At 50.8% G+C, this 18,667-nt stretch carries 16 protein-coding genes; 4 read left to right on the top strand and 12 right to left on the bottom strand.

The window, feature by feature from the left end; all coding sequences use genetic code 11:
- Position 1 precedes the first annotated feature (1 nt).
- On the top strand, positions 2-2,308 hold the full coding sequence (locus tag FIT99_RS02655; protein ID WP_140002692.1) for a putative bifunctional diguanylate cyclase/phosphodiesterase: 2,307 nt from the start codon (positions 2-4) through the stop codon (positions 2,306-2,308).
- Between the two features lie 36 nt (positions 2,309-2,344).
- On the opposite strand, the gene FIT99_RS02650 is transcribed toward FIT99_RS02655, so the two are convergent.
- Genes FIT99_RS02650 through murJ form a run of 5 tightly spaced genes read right to left on the bottom strand, consistent with a single transcriptional unit; the run spans position 2,345 to position 8,501 of the window.
- Positions 2,345-2,659 (bottom strand): DUF1905 domain-containing protein, encoded by a 315-nt coding sequence (locus FIT99_RS02650; RefSeq protein WP_140002689.1) that lies wholly within the window; start codon positions 2,657-2,659, stop codon positions 2,345-2,347.
- 24 nt (positions 2,660-2,683) lie between these two features.
- Positions 2,684-3,160: a signal peptidase II gene (gene lspA, locus FIT99_RS02645; protein WP_140002686.1), complete on the bottom strand. Its 477-nt coding sequence runs from the start codon at positions 3,158-3,160 to the stop codon at positions 2,684-2,686.
- On the bottom strand, positions 3,153-6,011 hold the full coding sequence (gene ileS / locus FIT99_RS02640) for an isoleucine--tRNA ligase (protein ID WP_140002683.1): 2,859 nt from the start codon (positions 6,009-6,011) through the stop codon (positions 3,153-3,155). Before ileS ends, lspA begins: the two co-directional genes overlap by 8 nt.
- 52 nt (positions 6,012-6,063) lie before the next feature.
- Positions 6,064-6,957, bottom strand: a complete 894-nt coding sequence (locus FIT99_RS02635) for a bifunctional riboflavin kinase/FAD synthetase (RefSeq protein WP_140002680.1) — start codon at positions 6,955-6,957, stop codon at positions 6,064-6,066.
- Entirely contained in the window at positions 6,957-8,501 is a 1,545-nt protein-coding gene (gene murJ / locus FIT99_RS02630; RefSeq protein WP_140002678.1) for a murein biosynthesis integral membrane protein MurJ, read from the bottom strand. Before murJ ends, FIT99_RS02635 begins: the two co-directional genes overlap by 1 nt.
- A 208-nt stretch (positions 8,502-8,709) precedes the next feature.
- On the opposite strand from murJ, the gene rpsT reads away from it, so the two are divergent.
- On the top strand, positions 8,710-9,081 hold the full coding sequence (rpsT, locus tag FIT99_RS02625; protein ID WP_019881458.1) for a 30S ribosomal protein S20: 372 nt from the start codon (positions 8,710-8,712) through the stop codon (positions 9,079-9,081).
- A 131-nt stretch (positions 9,082-9,212) separates the two neighbouring features.
- Here rpsT and FIT99_RS02620 read toward each other — a convergent pair whose 3' ends face one another.
- From FIT99_RS02620 to rplU, 6 genes are all read right to left on the bottom strand, one after another.
- Complete coding sequence (locus FIT99_RS02620) at positions 9,213-10,361, bottom strand: 5-(carboxyamino)imidazole ribonucleotide synthase (protein WP_140002675.1); 1,149 nt, start codon at positions 10,359-10,361, stop codon at positions 9,213-9,215.
- Positions 10,358-10,852 (bottom strand): 5-(carboxyamino)imidazole ribonucleotide mutase, encoded by a 495-nt coding sequence (gene purE / locus FIT99_RS02615; RefSeq protein ID WP_140002672.1) that lies wholly within the window; start codon positions 10,850-10,852, stop codon positions 10,358-10,360. The genes FIT99_RS02620 and purE overlap by 4 nt, the downstream gene beginning before the upstream one ends.
- Before the next feature lie 57 nt (positions 10,853-10,909).
- Complete coding sequence (proB, locus tag FIT99_RS02610; protein WP_140002669.1) at positions 10,910-12,031, bottom strand: glutamate 5-kinase; 1,122 nt, start codon at positions 12,029-12,031, stop codon at positions 10,910-10,912.
- Positions 12,032-12,036: 5 nt separating this feature from the next.
- Positions 12,037-13,089, bottom strand: coding sequence for an Obg family GTPase CgtA (cgtA, locus tag FIT99_RS02605; RefSeq protein ID WP_140002666.1), 1,053 nt, complete (start codon positions 13,087-13,089; stop codon positions 12,037-12,039).
- A gap of 214 nt (positions 13,090-13,303) precedes the next feature.
- Complete coding sequence (gene rpmA / locus FIT99_RS02600; RefSeq protein ID WP_029148175.1) at positions 13,304-13,561, bottom strand: 50S ribosomal protein L27; 258 nt, start codon at positions 13,559-13,561, stop codon at positions 13,304-13,306.
- A gap of 47 nt (positions 13,562-13,608) precedes the next feature.
- A complete protein-coding gene (rplU, locus tag FIT99_RS02595) occupies positions 13,609-13,923 on the bottom strand; it encodes a 50S ribosomal protein L21 (RefSeq protein ID WP_140002663.1) in 315 nt (104 codons plus the stop codon).
- Between the two features lie 342 nt (positions 13,924-14,265).
- Between rplU and FIT99_RS02590 the strand changes: the two genes are divergently transcribed.
- Complete coding sequence (locus FIT99_RS02590) at positions 14,266-15,681, top strand: aminotransferase-like domain-containing protein (RefSeq protein WP_140002660.1); 1,416 nt, start codon at positions 14,266-14,268, stop codon at positions 15,679-15,681.
- 85 nt (positions 15,682-15,766) lie between these two features.
- A complete protein-coding gene (ccoG, locus tag FIT99_RS02585; RefSeq protein WP_140002657.1) occupies positions 15,767-17,176 on the top strand; it encodes a cytochrome c oxidase accessory protein CcoG in 1,410 nt (469 codons plus the stop codon).
- A gap of 51 nt (positions 17,177-17,227) precedes the next feature.
- On the opposite strand, the gene FIT99_RS02580 is transcribed toward ccoG, so the two are convergent.
- On the bottom strand, positions 17,228-18,619 hold the full coding sequence (locus tag FIT99_RS02580) for an exonuclease domain-containing protein (protein WP_140002654.1): 1,392 nt from the start codon (positions 18,617-18,619) through the stop codon (positions 17,228-17,230).
- Positions 18,620-18,667: the final 48 nt, after the last annotated feature.

Here is an 18,667-nt window from a genome sequence, read left to right as displayed (position 1 = left end):
CATGACACTTTCTCGTAAAGTCATTGTTGTTGCTGTATCGGTATTAGGGATATGCCTACTGGCTTCAATTAATGCCACACGCAGCACTCTGGTATGGCTAGACAATGTGCATTGGTTCTCCACCATCGCCGCCTGCTTGGTTCTTTGCGTGATGGGTTATCTTCGCGCGAGCCGCACCCAGCGCCGAGTAAAACGCTGGTTCGTTCTCGGGGCTGCCGTCTATTTCACCGGCGGTTTACTTTGGATCTTTCAACTTCTCACCGATCAAACCAATTTCCCTGCCCAATCCGATATTTTTTACCCACTGCTTGGGCCCTGCCTCATCATTGGTTTTGTCGCCGCACTTCGCACACAACTGTCACGTGCTAAAACTTGGGCATTTACCATAGACGCCTTATCCTTCAGTACCGCCGTGCTCGGCTACGTGCTGATTTCTTATCTCCCGCAATCAGCCAATGTCAGTGTATTGCAACTAGCGGTGCTCACCGCTTATCCGGCGAGCCTACTGAGCGCCGCCTTAATCTCACTGCTGCTGATTCCCTATTTGCGGCCGGCCTGGATGCTGCCTTGGGTATTATTAAGCGCTGGCCTGACATTACTCGGCGCCTGCTGGATGCAATGGAACCTGAATGCGCTGAACCAGAGCCCACAAACCAGTCTATGGATCAACTATGGGTTTTCGGTGGCGGATTTGTTAATCGGCACCGGCTTGTATGGCTGGCAAGTGCGCGTGGCAAAACAAACGGCCTATCTAAAACAATGCCGACGCTTGCGCAGCTGGGTGCCCGCCATCGCGTTTGTGTTCAGCGTATGCACGCTGACGCTCATATGGTTGCAAAGCGGCCCCCACCCTTACGCTTACCATATTGCTATCGGCTCTGTGGTGTGCATCCTGATCCTGTCAGCCATCCGCCAAAGCATCTTGCTACGTGAGAGTGAAAAACTGTTTCGTGCCGAAAAAAGATTGGCCGAAAAAGACATGGAATATCAGAAACTGTCCCGCTCAGATCCACTCACCCACTTACCCAACCGGCTAGCCATGCAAACTTTGCTAGAACACGCCATGCTCAGTGCCGCGAGTGACAGCCGAACCTTAGCTTTGCTAATGATCGATTTAAAACACTTTCAGAGCATTAATGACAGTTTTGGCCACCGCACGGGCGATTTGTTCTTATTAGAAATCGCTCAACGCTTGCAATACATCACCCATCAGTGTGGCGAATTGGGTCGGGTACACGGCGATAAGTTTGCACTGATTGTGCATCAGCAAAAGAACGATGCCGAACTGATCCAGCTGGCGCACAATTTATGCCGAATTGTGCACAAGCCCGTGCTGGTCGACGACCATGAACTGATTTTGGATGCCTGTATTGGTATTAGCCTATATCCACGTGACGCAGGCAACGCCGAGCAGTTGGCTCGCAATGCCAATACTGCACTCGCCCATGCCAAACGTTCGACGCATCAGCTCTACTTGTTTTACAGCAAAGAGCAAACCAAACTGGCGCAAAACCGCTTTCGGCTGGATGTGCAATTACGCAAGGCCATCAAAAAACAAGAATTCTTTTTGCAGTTTCAACCGATATTCAGCTTAAACAAGCAAAAACAGCCCGTGGTTGAAAACATAGAAGCGCTCATCCGCTGGAAAAACAGCAAAGGTGAGATTATTTCTCCCGCCGAATTTATTCCTTATGCGGAGCAGTCCGGGCTGATCTTACCCATGGGCGAGTGGATTATTGCCGAGGCCTTTAAACATTTATCGCAACTTATCTTGCAAACCGGGCAGACCATAGGCTTATCCATCAATATTTCACCTCGCCAGTTTCGTGATCACAACCTGCCGCTGCGCATTGCACAGCACCTTCAGCAATATGCCATCGCTCCTGCGCTCATCACGCTAGAAATCACTGAAACTGCGGTATTTGAGCACGAAGAGCAGGCGCTAGAGATTCTCAAACAGTTGAAAGAGATCGGCGTGCGGATTTCATTGGATGACTTTGGCGTGGGTAATTCTTCTTTGTTTAAGCTCAAGCATATGCCCATCGACGAACTGAAAATTGACCGTGCTTTTATGGTCGATGTGCCTGAGAGTACTGGCGACAGCGAGATCGTCAGCACCATCATCAAAACGGCTGGTATCTTGGGCATTTCGGTGGTGGTAGAAGGGATAGAAACGCAGGCACAACTCGACTTTTTAAGCAAAACCGGTTGTGACTGTATACAAGGTTTTTTATTGGGCAGACCCATGCCCATTCAGGAAATCTACACACTGCTGGCCACGGCTGAGCAGCAACCCCTCTCAGCCTAAAACAGCCTCTCGCTAATGACTGCAAGATCAGCCACTTTAAATGAACAACGTCAGCTGCAAGGTGACGGTATCATCCACCCGTAGCGCGGCCTGTTTGCGGATATCCGCTTTTAAAAACAGCGCATAGCAACCTTGATCAAATGCAGGAAAAATAGAGGTTTGCCAGGACAGCGCGCCAATCGTGGCCTCGACTTTCACGGCGCCCCAGCCACGCCGCTTGCTCTGATGGTATTGGCTCAACGTTTTGATTTCATCCGACATGGTGAGCGGCAACCGCACATAGTGCCAAGTGCTTTTACTCCCCAACCACTGCTTGATGACACCGCTGAAAGTGTATTGCAACCCGTCCATATTGGCCTTGCAGCAGTGCTGGGCTTAAGCGTCCGGCTGGCGAAAGCTATCAAGCATCAACAAGCCAACGCCAACACAAATGGCACTATCTGCTACATTAAACGCAGGCCACGCCCATTGCTGATAATAAAACAATAAAAAGTCGACCACGTAACCAAGCGTTAGCCGGTCATATAGATTACCCAAAGCGCCGCCTAACACCAACGCCAACCCTAAGCAAAACAGCTGCCGATGCGGGTGCTTCACCAGTAGGTAGACCATGACCGCAGAAGCGAGGGTGGAGACCGCTGTAAAAAAACCGTGTTGCCAGCCGCCAGCATTGGCCAAAAAGCTAAATGCAGCGCCTGTATTGTGGTAGCGCACCAGATCAAAAAAACCGGTCACAGGCACATGCTCACCATACACAAAAGCATTCTGAATCAGGTGCTTGGTGTATAGGTCGAGCCCGATCACCACCGCGCTCAACACTAACCAAGGGAATGCCGATCGGAACTTAGGCATACTTGCGCACTTCACCGCTGCCAAACAAATTGCTCACACAGCGACCACAGATGGTGGGATGCGCAGCATCACTGCCGACATCGGCACGATAATGCCAACACCGTTCGCATTTGGCATGCGCACTCGGTTTCACCAATATTTTCTGCGCGGCGACGTCGGCCACTTTATAGGTGGTCGCGCTAGAGGTAATCATGACAAAACGTAAATCATCTTGCAGACTGTTTAAGGCCTCAAACGCCTCTGCTGTCACATGAAACTCAAGCTCAGCCTGCAAAGAAGCGCCTACTTTTCCTTCGCCACGCAACAGCTCAATCTCTTTGGCGGCTTGCGCACGCAAGGCAATCATGGTTTGCCAGTGCTGTAATTGTGTCTCGGTTAACCCATGCGCAGGCAAGTCATACCAGGTCTCTTCAAAAACGGTGGCAACCGTATCCAGCCCTAAGGTCTGCCAGATTTCATCGGCGGTAAAACTTAAGATCGGCGCCATTAATCGCATCATGGCATGCGTGATGTGATGCAAAGCACTTTGTGCCGCACGGCGCGCCTGTGAAGTTTCACCACTGGTGTAGAGACGGTCTTTCAAAATATCGAGATAGAATCCACCTAAGTCCTCTGAACAGAAGCCGACAAATTTCTGCACCGCCAAGTGAAATTCGTATTTGTCGTAATCCGCCAGAATGCCCGCCTGCAATTGCTGGGTCAAATGCAAAGCATAGCGATCGATCTCCAGCCACTGTTCTACTGGCAGCAAGTCTTTGCTGGCGTCAAAGTCGGCCAGATTAGAGAGCAAGAAACGCAAGGTATTGCGAATGCGGCGATAGCCGTCGGCCACGCGTTTGAGGATCTCGTCACTGATGGTTAGCTCGCCGGAATAGTCGGTCGAGGCCACCCACAAACGCAGAATATCGGCGCCATACGTATCCATCACTTTTTGCGGCGCAACGACATTGCCTTTTGACTTACTCATTTTGTGGCCTGCGCCATCCACCACAAAGCCATGCGTGAGCAAGGCCTTGTAAGGCGCGTTGCCGTCGATTGCGCAACCGGTCAACAATGAAGATTGAAACCAGCCACGGTGCTGATCAGACCCTTCGAGGTACAAGTCTGCCACAGGCTGATGCGCCGCTTCTCGCACATTGGCTGCCGCCGACAAACTCGGATGTTGCGCTGAGCGCACGACCGCGTAATGCGTCGCGCCGGAATCAAACCAAACATCCAGTGTATCCGTCACTTTTTTGTACTGCTCAGCACCGGCTGGGGCGTGCTGTGCTAGAAAAGCGGCGCCATCCAGGCTGAACCATGCCTCGATGCCCTGCTGTTCAACCTGCATACAAACAATCTCGAGCAGACGCGCGGTCTCCGGATGCGGTTCACCACGCTCTTTATGCACAAAAAATGGCATCGGTACGCCCCAGTTACGCTGGCGCGACACGCACCAGTCTGGGCGGTTTTTAATCATGGCTTCAAGACGCGCCCGACCCCAACTCGGGAAAAACTGGGTGGCATCTACTGCCGTATTCGCGTGCTCACGCAGCGCTCTGCCATCGTGACCGACCGCGTTCATGCCAATAAACCATTGGTGGGTGGCTAATTGCATGAGGGGCGTTTTGTGGCGCCAGCAATGCGGAAAGCTATGGTTTAACCTTGCGGAAGCCAGCAACACCCCGTTCGTTTGCAGTGTTAACAAAATGATTTTATTCGCCTCTTGACGACTTAAACCACGAATCTCAGCCAGCTCGACCAAGGCACTGTCAAAAAACTTGCCATCGCCGCCCATTAGGACGCGGGGTTTTTCTTGTGGAAAGTGCGCACGCATGACCAACCAGTCATCGTTGCCATGCGCGGCAGCGGTGTGCACCAAACCAGTACCTGCTTCGGTTGTCACGTGATCACCAGTGATGACTGGCACCTGACGGTTGTCAAACGGGTGTTGCAACAGCAGCCCAAGCAGCGCTTCGCCCTTGCAACTGGCGATCACAGAAGATTGTTCCTCTGCGTATCTTGCCAAGGTTTTTTCAGCCAAGTCGCGCGCTAAAATTAGCAAGCCTTTGCTGGTTTGAATTAGGTCATACGTGAGTTCGGCATTCACACTCACGGCTTGATTCGCAGGCAAGGTCCATGGCGTGGTGGTCCAAATGACGGCATAGGCATCGCTAGTCACGGTGGTCGCAAAAGCGTTGCCTAAGGCAGCGCGATCCACGACTTTAAAGCCAACATCGATGGCCGGAGAGTTAACATCTTCATACTCCACTTCGGCTTCTGCCAGCGCAGAACCGCAGTCCACACACCAATGCACAGGCTTGGAGCCTTGGTAAAGGTAGCCATTTTGATAGATTTCACCCAAGGCACGCATGATGTCGGCCTCGGTATTAAACGCCATGGTCAGATAAGGATGATCCCAGTCACCCAGCACGCCCAAGCGAATAAAATCTTTCTTTTGTTTTTCGACCTGCTCGGCGGCATAGGCACGACATAACTCACGGAACTTGGCGGGGTCTATATTTTTACCGTGGTTTTTCTCCACCACCAATTCAATTGGCAAGCCGTGGCAATCCCAGCCCGGCACATAAGGCGCGTCAAAACCGTCCATGGTTTTGGCTTTGATAATCATGTCTTTGAGGATTTTATTCACGGCGTGACCAATGTGAATATCCCCATTGGCATAAGGCGGGCCGTCATGAAGAATGAAGCTAGGCGCGCCTTTACGTTTGGCGCGGATACGATCGTACACTTTGCGTTCTTGCCAGCTTTTTAACCAAGCCGGTTCACGCTTGGCCAAATCGCCACGCATCGGAAAACTGGTTTCCGGTAAATTCAGGGTGTATTTTGAATCTTTGGTTTGGTCAGTCATTTAAATATCCAAAAAAATCAGCCACAGACATCGACTGATTTAAATTCAGCAATTATCCGTGGCTAAAATAACGTTTTGCCTGCTCGGCATCGCATGCAATTTGCGCTTTCAACGCCTCTAGGCCAGCAAACTTCTGCTCACTGCGTAGCTTATGAAAAAACTGCACGTGCACATGCTGATCATAGAGATCACCATTAAAATCAAACACATGCACTTCGAGCTTGAGTTTGGGGACACCTTCGAGCGTTGGGCGGATGCCCAAATTGGCTACTGCCGGTAAATGATTCAATTTTACCGCATAAACCCCGGTCAGTGCAGGCCGTTCGTGACGCATGTGCACGTTTGCGGTGGGAAAGCCGAGCTGGCGGCCCAGCTTGGCGCCATGCACCACTTTGCCGCTAATGCTATAAGTTCGGCCGAGTAGCGTATGTGCTTTGCTGAGGTCGCCCGCAGCGAGGGCATCCCTGACCAAGGTACTCGAGACCCGTTCAGCCGCCAGCTGCACCTGCGGCAAGGGGATTACATTAAAACCATGTTCGATCAGTGTTTGCACATTGCCCGCACGTTTGGCGCCAAAGCAAAAATCCTCGCCGACCATAATCACATTGGCATTGAGCTGCTGACGTAAGCGCTGCATGAATGCGGCTGGACTCTGGGCAGCAAAGGCCCGATTAAAACGCTGCACATACACGTGCTGGATGCCGTACTCAGCAAAATACTCCAGTTTTTCACGCATGGAAGCCAAGCGTGCAGGCGCGTTTTGCGGCGTGAAAAACTCGCGTGGATGCGGCTCAAATGTCATCACCGCAGGCGTGATTTTATAGGTTTGCGTGAATGCAGTCAGTTGGCGCAATAACGCTTGATGGCCCAAATGCATGCCATCAAAATTTCCAATCGCGATTGCCTGTGGATTTAGCGCTTGGGGGATATGACGGAAAACCTGCATCAATTGACGACTCGCTTCATAAAGTGTTTTGGCCTAAAACCCAGCAAAGCGAGTGCGGTGAAATACACGCCCATACCCAATAAGACGACGACTGCCAGATGCCAGATTCGCGTCACTGGCGGCATCGCCAGCCAATCGCCAGCCCAGTTGGCAGCGAACATGAGTACCAATGCCATGACACTGACAGCGGCCATTAATTTAAGCAAAAAAAGCACCCAACCTGCTTGCGGTCGAAACGCGCCAGACTTTTGCAAATTTACCCACAGCAAAATGGCGTTCAGGCAAGCACCGAGCCCGACGGCGAGCGCTAAACCGGCGTGCTGCAAAGGCGTAAAAAGCAAGAACCCCACATTCATCACTTGCGTCATTACGAGGGTAAATATTGCGATCTTCACTGGGGTCTTGACGTTTTGGCGCGCGTAAAAACCCGGTGCGAGGACTTTAACCATGATCAGGCCAAGCAAACTCAAGCTATAAGCAATCAATGCGCGCTCCGTCTGCATGACATCCATCGGCGTAAATTTTCCGTAATAAAACAGACTGGCCACCAAGGGTTTAGACAGAACCGCCATCGCCACCGCAGCCGGAATCGCCAGCATGCAGGTGAGTCGCAATCCCCAATCTAGTAATAGCGAAAATTCTTCACTGGATCGGTCAACATGCGCCTTGGATAAACTAGGCAATAAAATGGTGCCAAGTGCCACACCGAGCACACCGGTCGGAAACTCCATCAAGCGATCGGCGAAATACAACCAGGACACGCTACCGGTGGGCATAAACGAAGCAAAAATATTGTTTAATACAATCGAAATCTGCGCCACCGAAACACCAAAGATGGCTGGCCCCATTAGCCTTAAAATTCGGCGCACGCCTTCGTCCTGCAGATTCAGTGCGTAGCGCGGTAACATGCCAATTTGCTGTAGGTAAGGCAGTTGATAAAGCAATTGGATAATGCCGCCTACAAAGACCGCCCAAGCCAACACATAGATAGAGTTATTAAAATGCGGTGCAATCCACAAAGCGGCTGCGATGAAGCTTAAGTTGAGCCACACAGGTGTAAAAGCCGGCACCTGAAATTTGCTAAAGGCATTTAAAATGCCGCCCGACATCGACACCAAGGAGATAAATAAAATATAAGGGAACGTAATACGTAACAATTCTGTGGTGAGTGCAAACTTGGCTGGATCGTGCACAAATCCGGGGGAAGTCAGGCGCACGATGAGCGGCGCCGCCAGCATTCCCAGAATGGTGATGGCGACTAAAAAAAGCCCTAGCAAGCTAGAGACGTGATTAATGAGTGCTTTTGTGGCCTCAGGCGAGCGCTGTTTACGGTACTCAGAAAGAATAGGCACAAACGCTTGGCTAAAAGCGCCCTCGCCAGAGATACGCCGCAAAAGATTGGGGATTTTAAAGGCCACGAAAAACGCATCCGTGGCCATGCCGGCACCGAAAATGCGGGCGATCAAGGTGTCGCGGACAAACCCCAGCAAGCGCGAGATAAACGTCATACCACCCACGGTGGCGAGTGCTTTGAGCAAATTCATAAATGATGGAAAATACGCGCCTAACGATGTGGTTGCCAGCACATTGCCGACAGCAGCTTGTCAACAGATTCAAAAGTGGTGCGATTTTACCATGCGGCTACAATCATTCGACTAAAATACGTTTTTAATCTTGCAAAAACAAAGCGAAAACAGTATGATGCACGGTTTCGTATCACACCCCTTTTGAAAGCTACAGGATAAAACGAATATGGCAAATACCGCACAAGCGCGCAAACGCGCGCGCCAATCCGTAAAAGTGAATGCACACAATGCTGCGTTGCGTTCAACTTTGCGTACTGCGATTAAAAAAGTAATTAAAGCGATCCAAACTGGTGACAAAGCTGCTGCTGTGGCTTCTTACCAAGAAAACGTTAGCGTGATCGATCGCATCGCTGACAAAAAAATCATTCACAAAAACAAAGCTGCTCGTCATAAGAGCCGTTTGACTGCTGCCATCAAAGCATTGTCCGGTGATACACCAGCGACTTTAGCTTCTGTGAAAAAAGCAGCTGCACCGAAAGCCGAAGCGGCACCAGCTAAAAAAGCTGCTAAGCCTCGCGCGAAAAAAGCTGCTGAATAATTTCAGTAGGGGTGCATACTAAAGAGGCCGGACGGATGTCCGGCTTTTTTATTGGCCATGGTTAGCGCTCGGTCAATCCAATCGATACAAAAAAGCCCGGAGACCCGGGCTTTTTGACAACTTAAAGCGCACTACTCACCAATATGCAACTCGCTGCGAGCAACTTTGGCGGTATTCAGCACAGATTGCAACGCTTCGCCAATGACGGTGAAGTGGCCCATTTTTCGGCCTTTGCGTGGCTCCTGCTTAGCGTATAAGTGCATTTTCAGATTCTCATGCGTATAAGCTTTATCCCAAGCAGGCTCTAGCTGTTGGCCACTATACAGCCAACTATCGCCTAAAATATTCACCATGACGGCCTGGCTATGCAAACGCGGGCTACCCAAGGCTTGACCTGTGATGACACGCACTTGTTGCTCAAACTGATTCGTCACACAGGCATCTAAGGTGTAATGGCCGGAGTTATGTGGCCTTGGCGCAATTTCGTTCACCAACAACTGGTTACCAACGACAAAAAACTCTACGCCTAACACGCCCACATATTCAAGTTTGTCTGCCAGCTGTTTCGCCAGCGCTTGCGCATTGGCCTTAATCACTTCACTACAACGGGCGGGGGCAATAGTCACATCCAAAATCCCATTGAGGTGACTATTCTCCACCGTCGGGAAGGCAGCAATATTGCCGTGCACATCCCGTGCAAGTACCACAGAGACTTCTAGGTCGAGTGGCAGCATTTTTTCGAGCACACAATGCTCTAACTTAAAGCGATGGAAAGCCGCAACCGCTTGTTCGCGATTTGCGACTCTAGCCTGACCTTTGCCATCGTAGCCAAAACGCGCCACCTTCAGCACAGCAGGATACATATCGCCATCTTCTGGCAAATCGCTCTCAGCCATGACCGGCACAAATGGCCCCACCGGTAAGCCTGACGCTTTAAAAAAGGATTTTTCTTTGATGCGATGCTGGGCAATAGCAACCGCCTCGGCACTCGGATGCACAATCGTCGATTTTGCTAATGTGGCCAAAGTTTCAGCCGGCACATTTTCAAACTCAGTAGAAATCGCCTGACAAGTGTCCGCCATGACTTTCAATGCCGCGGCGTCATCAAAGGCAGCACACAGATGCACGTCGGCAATCATGCCGGCAGGACTTTTTATATCAGGGTCTAAAACGGTGACCTTATAACCCATTTCATGCGCAGCCGTCACGAAAAAGCGGCCCAATTGACCGCCGCCCAGCATGCCGAGCATAGCCGATGGTTGAATCATAGCGGCAGTCATGGTTGTTCACTCAAAGACATGGCATGCACTTTTTCCGCCTGTTTTTTGCGGAAAGTGGCCAGTTTTTCTGCAAGCGCAGCATCTTGATTGGCCAACATCGCCACCGCAAACAAACCAGCATTGGCCGCACCGGCATCACCAATGGCAAAAGTTGCCACTGGAATCCCTTTAGGCATTTGCACAATGGACAGTAACGAGTCCTGACCTTGCAGATGCTTAGAAGGTACCGGCACCCCCAACACAGGCAATGTGGTCTTTGCCGCTATCATGCCCGGCAAGTGCGCTGCACCACCGGCGCCAGCGATAATCACTTGAAAGCCCTGCGCGATCGCAGTCTCTGCAAACTCGAACATGAGATCTGGCGTACGGTGCGCGGAGACGACGCGCGCTTCATACGCAACGCCAAAGTCAGCCAGCATTTGTGCCGCATTTTTCATTACCGGCCAATCACTGTCCGATCCCATAATAATGGCTACCAAAGGTTTACTCATCACGCTGCCTTATTTACTCAATACAATTTATTCATCTAGTTGGGTGTCTGGTCAGCATTAAATCAAGACCAGATTATCCCGATGTATCAATTCTTTTTCTTCAACATAGCCCAAGACATGCTCGATTTCATGGCTGGCTTTTCGCTTGATACGACCAACTTCGTTGGCATTATAATTGACAATACCACGCGCCCATTCTTTACCGGCAGCATCCACACACGCCACCACATCACCGCGCTCAAAATGGCCAACGACCTCCACCACGCCTATTGGCAACAAGCTTTTACCGTCCTTGACCAATACATTGACTGCGCCATCATCGAGGACCAATTTACCGCCGACCCGTAGATGATCGGCCAACCATTGTTTTTTGGCCAGTGTTTTCATTTTTACCGCTTGCAAGTGGGTGCCAATGGCCTCGCCCAGACTTAATCGCAGCAGCACCTCAGGCTCACGACCAGAGGCGATCACAGTGTGCGCGCCGCTATTCGCTGCACGCTTAGCGGCCAGAATTTTGGTGAGCATGCCGCCAGTACCAACGGCACTGCCCGCACCGCCCGCCATATTTTCCAATTCGGGATTACCCGCGGTTTCAAAATGAATAAAACGGGCATGCGGATCTTTGCGCGGGTCTGCCGAATAAAGGCCTTGCTGGTCGGTTAAGATGATCAGGGCATCCGCTTCAATCAGGTTTGCCACCAATGCACCCAAGGTATCGTTGTCGCCAAAACGGATTTCGTCGGTCACCACCGTGTCATTTTCATTGATGATGGGAATGACGTTTAAATCGAGCAGTGTGCGTAATGTGGTACGGGCGTTTAGATAGCGTTTACGGTCAGCGAGATCATCGTGAGTGAGTAGCAATTGCGCGGTGTGCAGGCCATGTTGCGCAAAGCATTGCTCATACATCTGCACCAATCCCATTTGGCCCACCGCCGCGGCCGCTTGCAGCGCATTGACTTCTACTGGACGCTTTTTCCAACCGAGGCGCTGCATCCCCTCCGCAACCGCACCGCTCGATACCAACACCACCTGCTTACCCTGCTTGACGAGCGCACTTATTTGTTGCGCCCAAGCCGCAATTGCCGTTTTATCCAAGCCTTGGCCATTATTGGTGACCAAGCTGGAACCGACCTTCACAATCAGGGTTTTGCTATTTTGGATAAGGGAGACGCCCATAACACTTATTCTATCGCTGGCTGCGGTTGCGCGGCTTCGAGTTCGCGTTGCGCACGCGTTTGTTCAATATGGTCCATGATGGCATAGGTCAGCGGTTGGCAACCCACGCCGCTGATGGCTGAAATCGGAAATACCGGGCCATCCCAGCCATACGCTTTGACAAAGTCAGCCACTTTTTCGGCACTGTCTTCTAACATGTCGATTTTATTCAATACTAGCCAACGTGGCTTGTCGTAGAGTTCCTGATCGTATTTTTTCAGCTCATTCACAATCGCTTTCGCTTCTTGTACCGGATCGACTGCATCATCAAATGGTGCCAGATCGACCAAATGCAGTAGCAAAGAAGTCCGTTGCAAATGGCGCAAAAATTGGTGTCCGAGACCCGCACCTTCGGCAGCACCTTCAATCAGACCCGGGACATCGGCAATCACGAAACTGCGATTGGCATCGACACGCACCACCCCTAAATTGGGATGCAAAGTGGTAAAAGGATAGTCAGCCACTTTTGGCTTGGCCGCAGAAACGGAGCGGATAAAGGTCGATTTACCGGCATTCGGCATGCCCAGCAAACCAACGTCAGCCAACACTTTCAACTCAAGATACAGCTCAAATGCTTCGCCTGGATCCCCTTTTGTGCATTGGCGGGGGGAGCGATTGGTGCTGGTTTTAAAGTGAATGTTGCCGAGGCCGCCATTGCCGCCTTTGGCCATCATTACTTTTTGACCATCCACGCTTAAGTCGACCATCATCTGCCCAGTGGCTTTGTCGCTGATGGTGGTACCGACTGGCACGCGCAGAATCATGTCATCGCCGCCTTTTCCATAACAATCAGAACCACTGCCGTTTTCGCCGCGCTCGGCTTTGAAGGTACGTGTGTAGCGGTAATCTACCAGCGTATTGATATTGCGGTCGGCAATGACAAAAATAGAACCACCGCGACCACCATCACCGCCATTCGGGCCGCCCATTGGCTCATATTTCTCGCGACGGAAGGTGGCAACACCATTCCCCCCATCCCCGGCGTAGACTTTGATTGTAGCTTCGTCAATAAACTTCATGATTCGATTTGCCTTTTAAGCGCATGATTGCGTTACACGGCATCCATCGCCCCTACCAACATGCCGATTGTGACCGCTCGACGCCTTGCACTGCCTGTTAAAACAGTGACAGATGTATGCACAACCCGCGCACACAACCGGACAAGGCGAACACTTGAGAACTATAAAGTAAAAAGCCCCGTCAAGCGACAGGGCTTTTTACACAATATTGCAGTTAAACCGCTTCGATGCTCACGGTATGACGCTTCAATGCGCCTTTGATTGCAAATTTAACTTTGCCTTCAACCAGTGCGAACAGTGTGTGGTCTTTACCCATGCCAACGTTTTCGCCGGCGTGCATTTTTGTACCACGTTGACGCACGATAATGCTACCAGCGTTAACTACTGTTTCACCGAAAGCTTTCACGCCGAGGCGTTTGGCTTGTGAGTCGCGGCCGTTACGTGAACTACCGCCTGCTTTTTTGTGTGCCATGATTGATTCCTTATTCTAGCAATCTGCTTGATGCAAGCAGAACGTGCTTATTTTGCTGAAATAGTGTCGATTTTGATTTCTGTGTAGCTCTGACGATGACCTTGAGTCTTGCGATAGTGTTTACGACGACGCATTTTAAAAATCATCACTTTGTCACCGCGACCGTGTGATACCACAGTGGCGTTCACTTTCGCACCAGCTACCAAAGGTGCTCCAACGGTGGTTGTTTCACCATCAGCAATCAACAACACTTTGTCGATCACCACTGTTGAGCCCACGTCGCCAGTCAATTTCTCAACCTTTACCTTGTCACCAGCGGCTACTTTGTACTGTTTGCCACCTGTTTTAATCACTGCGTACATAATATTGCCTTAAACATCGCCTTTTAAAGAACCCGCAATTATACGCAATTTATTCCATAATGCAAATATATTTGTGCATCCGTGTCAGGTTGATACCGGCTGCTGAATTCGCAGCGCACTTGTTTCATCACACTGCATCTTACAGCAAGTCGCCAAGGGCGGATACAAGCTTTCACACTCAGCATTCAATATGAATTTCACGCGAGCACGCATTCGCAGACCACTCTTTCTTTCGCAGGGTATAGCGCACAACATTCAACACAGATTTGCATTGTAGAACAGCGTCGGTTAGGTTTAAATAAACCATATCAGATGCCAGGCGACTTAGTCACAGGACACATTTTGAAAAAATACGAAATCATCGCTGAGGACATTGCCAGCGCCATTCAACAAGGCCTGCTTAAACGCGGCGATAAATTACCGTCTATCCGCGAGATTCAGCGCAGCAAGCTGGTCAATGCCTCCACGGTATTTCAAGCGTATTATCTGCTCGAGGCACGTGGCCTAATTGTGGCCAGACCGCGCTCTGGATATTATGTTGCGGGTCCATTGCATCATGAGCGGTTATTGCCACACAGCGGCATTGATAGTGGCACCCCCACCACGCTGCAAGTGAGCGACCTTGTCTTTAATCTACTTGAGCGCATCAAAGACCCCCAACACATTCCGTTCGGCTCTGCGTTTCCCAGTCCGCTTTTGTTCCCGCTAAAAAAATTGGCCGACCATATGGCAAGCGCGGTGCGCCGCATGCAGCCCCATGAGACGGTGCAGGATATTGGTCAGGGCGATATCGGTTTGCGGCGCCAAATTGCTTTACGCTATCAACTCGATGGCAAAGCCACAGACATCAACGACATTGTGGTGACAAATGGTGCGCTAGAAGCACTCAACCTGAGCCTAGCCGCAGTCACCCAGCCAGGTGACAGCGTCATTATTGAATCGCCAAGCTTTTACGCGGCTTTGCAAGCCATTGAACGCATGGGCTTGCGGGCGATTGAAGTCCCGAGCCATCCGGCACAGGGCATCGATCTGGTTGCGCTCGAGCGCGCAATCCAGCAACACCAACCCAAGGCTTGTTGGGTCATGACTAACTTTCAAAATCCGACCGGCAGCCTGATGTCTAGCGCACAAAAACAAGCATTGGTCGCTTTGATTACTCGCTATCAATTACCGCTAATCGAGGATGACGTCTATCGTGAGTTATATTTCGGCCAACAGCGTCCATTACCCGCCAAGACTTGGGATCAAGAAGGCTGGGTGATGCACTGCAGCTCATTTTCTAAAACGCTGGCGCCCGGCTACCGCGTTGGCTGGGTCTCCGCCGGTCGCTTTACCGAAAAAATCACTCGGTTAAAAATTTCAACCACCCTAGCAACGTCTATTCCCGCACAATTGGCATTGGCCAATTACCTAGCCAAGGGCGCATATGACAAGCACCTTCGCCAGTTACGGCACCAACTCATGTTGCAACAATTACAATTTTCGCAGGCCATCCACCAATACCTGCCTGCAGCGGTCCGCTTTACTTTACCGCAAGGCGGCTATTTTTTATGGTTACAACTCCCCGAGGCACTAGATAGCCTGCCGTTATTTCAACAAGCCATCGCACAGCGAATCAGTTTAGCGCCTGGTCACCTATTTTCATCGCAACAGCAATATGCCAGTTACATTCGGCTCAATTATGGCCATGCCATGAATGAAGCGCATGTGCGGGCCATCGAACAACTTGGTCAATGGATGCAAGTATCGCGCATCTGATATGGTTTTTTATTAGAAAACTGAATCTGTTTTATTCAGCATCCACGCTCTACACTGTGCAGTGTGTTAATAGATTAGAATTTTTATGACCTCCACTCGCCGCAAATCTGTCATTCCTATTGTCGCCGCTCCAGTGAGCGAACAGACGATGTCACTGTATCAATCCACCCAAAAAGTCTATCCGCGTGCGGTGAGCGGCTATTTTCACCATTGGCGCTGGTTCATGATCTGGGCCACTCAATTGGTGTTTTACGGCATGCCTTGGCTGCAATATGGCGGGCGTCAGGCGTTTTTACTTGATATTGATGCGCACCGCTTTTATCTGTTTGGGTTGGTGATCTTGCCGCAAGATTTGTTTTACTTAGCCCTATTGCTGATTATTTGTGCCACGGGTCTTTTCTTATTCACCGCAGTCGCTGGACGTCTTTGGTGCGGTTTTTCTTGCCCGCAATCCGTCTACACCGAGCTCTTTTTATGGATAGAGCGCAAGATTGAAGGGGATCGCTTGGCCAGGCAAAAACTGGATGCGCAACCTTGGCGGCTGCGTAAGACGAGTCTTAAAGTGAGTAAGCACGCTGCTTGGCTGGCTTTTTCCTTAATCACTGGCTTTACCTTTGTCGGTTATTTCACGCCGATACGCGAACTACTCGGCGATTTGCAACAATGGCAATTGGGGGGCTGGTCTTGCTTCTGGTTAGGTTTTTATGGTTTAGCAACCTACGGCAATGCCGGCTTCATGCGCGAGCAAGTGTGCAAACATATGTGTCCTTATGCCCGCTTTCAAAGTGCGATGTTTGATGATCACACCTTGATTGTGGCTTATGACAGCAAACGGGGGGAACCACGCGGCGGTCGTAGCAAAGGCCAAGCGCCGGATGCATTGGGTCTGGGTGCCTGTATCGATTGCAATATCTGTGTGCAGGTGTGTCCAGTTGGCATTGATATTCGCAACGGTTTGCAATATGAGTGTATCAGCTGCGGCCTATGTATTGATGCCTGCAACGAGGTCATGGACAAGATGCAATATCCACGTGACCTGATCCGTTTTTCTGCAGCAGGCGACGGCGGTAAGCAACCACTGCGTCAGCATCTATTCAGGCCACGAGTGATTATTTACAGCAGCTTGCTGGCGTTGATGACTGGCGGCTTGGTATTTGGCTTGATGCATAAAGCCGATTTCAAGGTGGATGTGATGCGTGACCGCAATATCATGTACCGTGAATCCCCACAGGGCATAGAAAATTTATACCAATTGCATCTCAGCAACGCCACCGAACAGGTGCAGCGCTACCGAGTCCGTGCCACTGGCATCGCCATGCTGAATGTAGAAAGTGAGCAAACACTGACTGCGGGGCCGAACGACGAAATATTGTCACCACTGAGCCTATCTGCCCCAGCGAGTTATCAACGCGGCAGTCAGCCGATTAAGATTGAAGTCACAGCGTTGCCAAGCGGCGAAACGGTCATTACCAACAGCACTTTTTACCGGCCTTGATGCAGTTTGAACGAAACGCCTGCGCGCGCGACCCGCAGCTTGCACAGGGGCTCAATCGGCCAGATCGTGCACGCGGGTCTTTTTATGCGCCAACATTTTTAACAGCAACTTATAACTATCCAAATCAAACTTGAGCGCCGTTTTTTGCGTCCGTAGGTCTTGCAAACGGTCATCGTCTTCGGCGACGCCTAAATACACCCAGTGTTCAAACACATGCATTTGGCGCACGTCATTTTCTAGGCTGTACTCCTCAATGCCGATCTTGCCGCGATATGGCCAAGATTTCAGCTTATGTGCCATCAGCGCTTGTTGCACGCGCAAGGCATGGATCTCTGGCGGCTCCTGCCCGCAACAAACGCCTTTGCAGCGCTTGAGCTGGTAAGCAAAACACGGCCCGCGGCCACCAGCTTCGAGACCCAGTTTTTTCACACATAAATGACTCAGGTCTGCAATTTTGCGCAACGCTTCTATCGCTTGCCGCTTGCTTCTAAAAGTGCCAAATAACTGGGTCATTTGGCTAGGATCAATCTCGTCCTCATGCACCAACTTTACTTGCGGCTGGGCCAGCGGGTCGATCTGCCAACTGCACAGCGAGCGCTCGCGTCGTAATTGACGGTTGTAAATCGGTTGCCGCTCCTTGACTAAGCGAGACTCTAACAGCAAAGCACTAAACTCACCGGCGGTCGGAATCCACTCAAACCGCTTCATCTCCTGCGTCATGCGCATTTCTTTGGTGGAGGCATGGTCACTGCTAAAGTGTGACAGCACGCGGGCCCGAATATTGACACTTTTGCCAACATACAGAGGCAAATCGTTCTCACCATAAAAAAGATAAACGCCGGGGGCTTCTGGCAACTCGCCGACCATGCTCGCATCAATATGCGGCGGCAACGTAGGTGCGGCCATGAGCTTCATTGCTGCCGCCTGCACTGCCGCTTCACCAAGGTCCCGCTTGGCATCATTGAGCATCACTAAAATCGCCTCGACATCGCCCATGGCGCGATGACGCGCTAAGCCAGTGATCTGATGCCGACTGACAATTGCATCAATCCCATGGCTGTAAAACTGTGGGTATAACAGACGTGATAATTTGACGGTGCACAAGACCTTTTGCCGCAAGGTGATGCCCAGCCGCTTAAACTCAGACTTTAAAAAGCCATGGTCAAAGCGGACATTGTGTGCAGCCAATACCGAGCCTTCTAGCAACGCCAGCAATTTGTCAGCCACCTCTGAAAATAGCGGCGCATCTGCCACCATGGCATCACTAATACCTGTTAATGATTGAATAAAAGGCGGAATCGGCTGTTGTGGGTTGACCAATGTCTGCCAGCGTACAGTCTCTATACCATGATCAAAACGCACCAGTGCAATTTCGGTGATACGGTCACGCAACGGGGTCGCGCCAGTGGTTTCTAAATCGAGAAAAGTAACGGAAGGCAACATGCTTCAAACAGACTTTCTAATACACAACAATGTGGCTCGGAATGTGCA

Source organism: Methylophilus medardicus (assembly GCF_006363955.1).
GTDB classification, from domain to species: domain Bacteria; phylum Pseudomonadota; class Gammaproteobacteria; order Burkholderiales; family Methylophilaceae; genus Methylophilus; species Methylophilus medardensis.
Note: the sequence above shows the minus strand (reverse complement) of the source record. Positions and strands in the feature narration are given on the sequence as shown.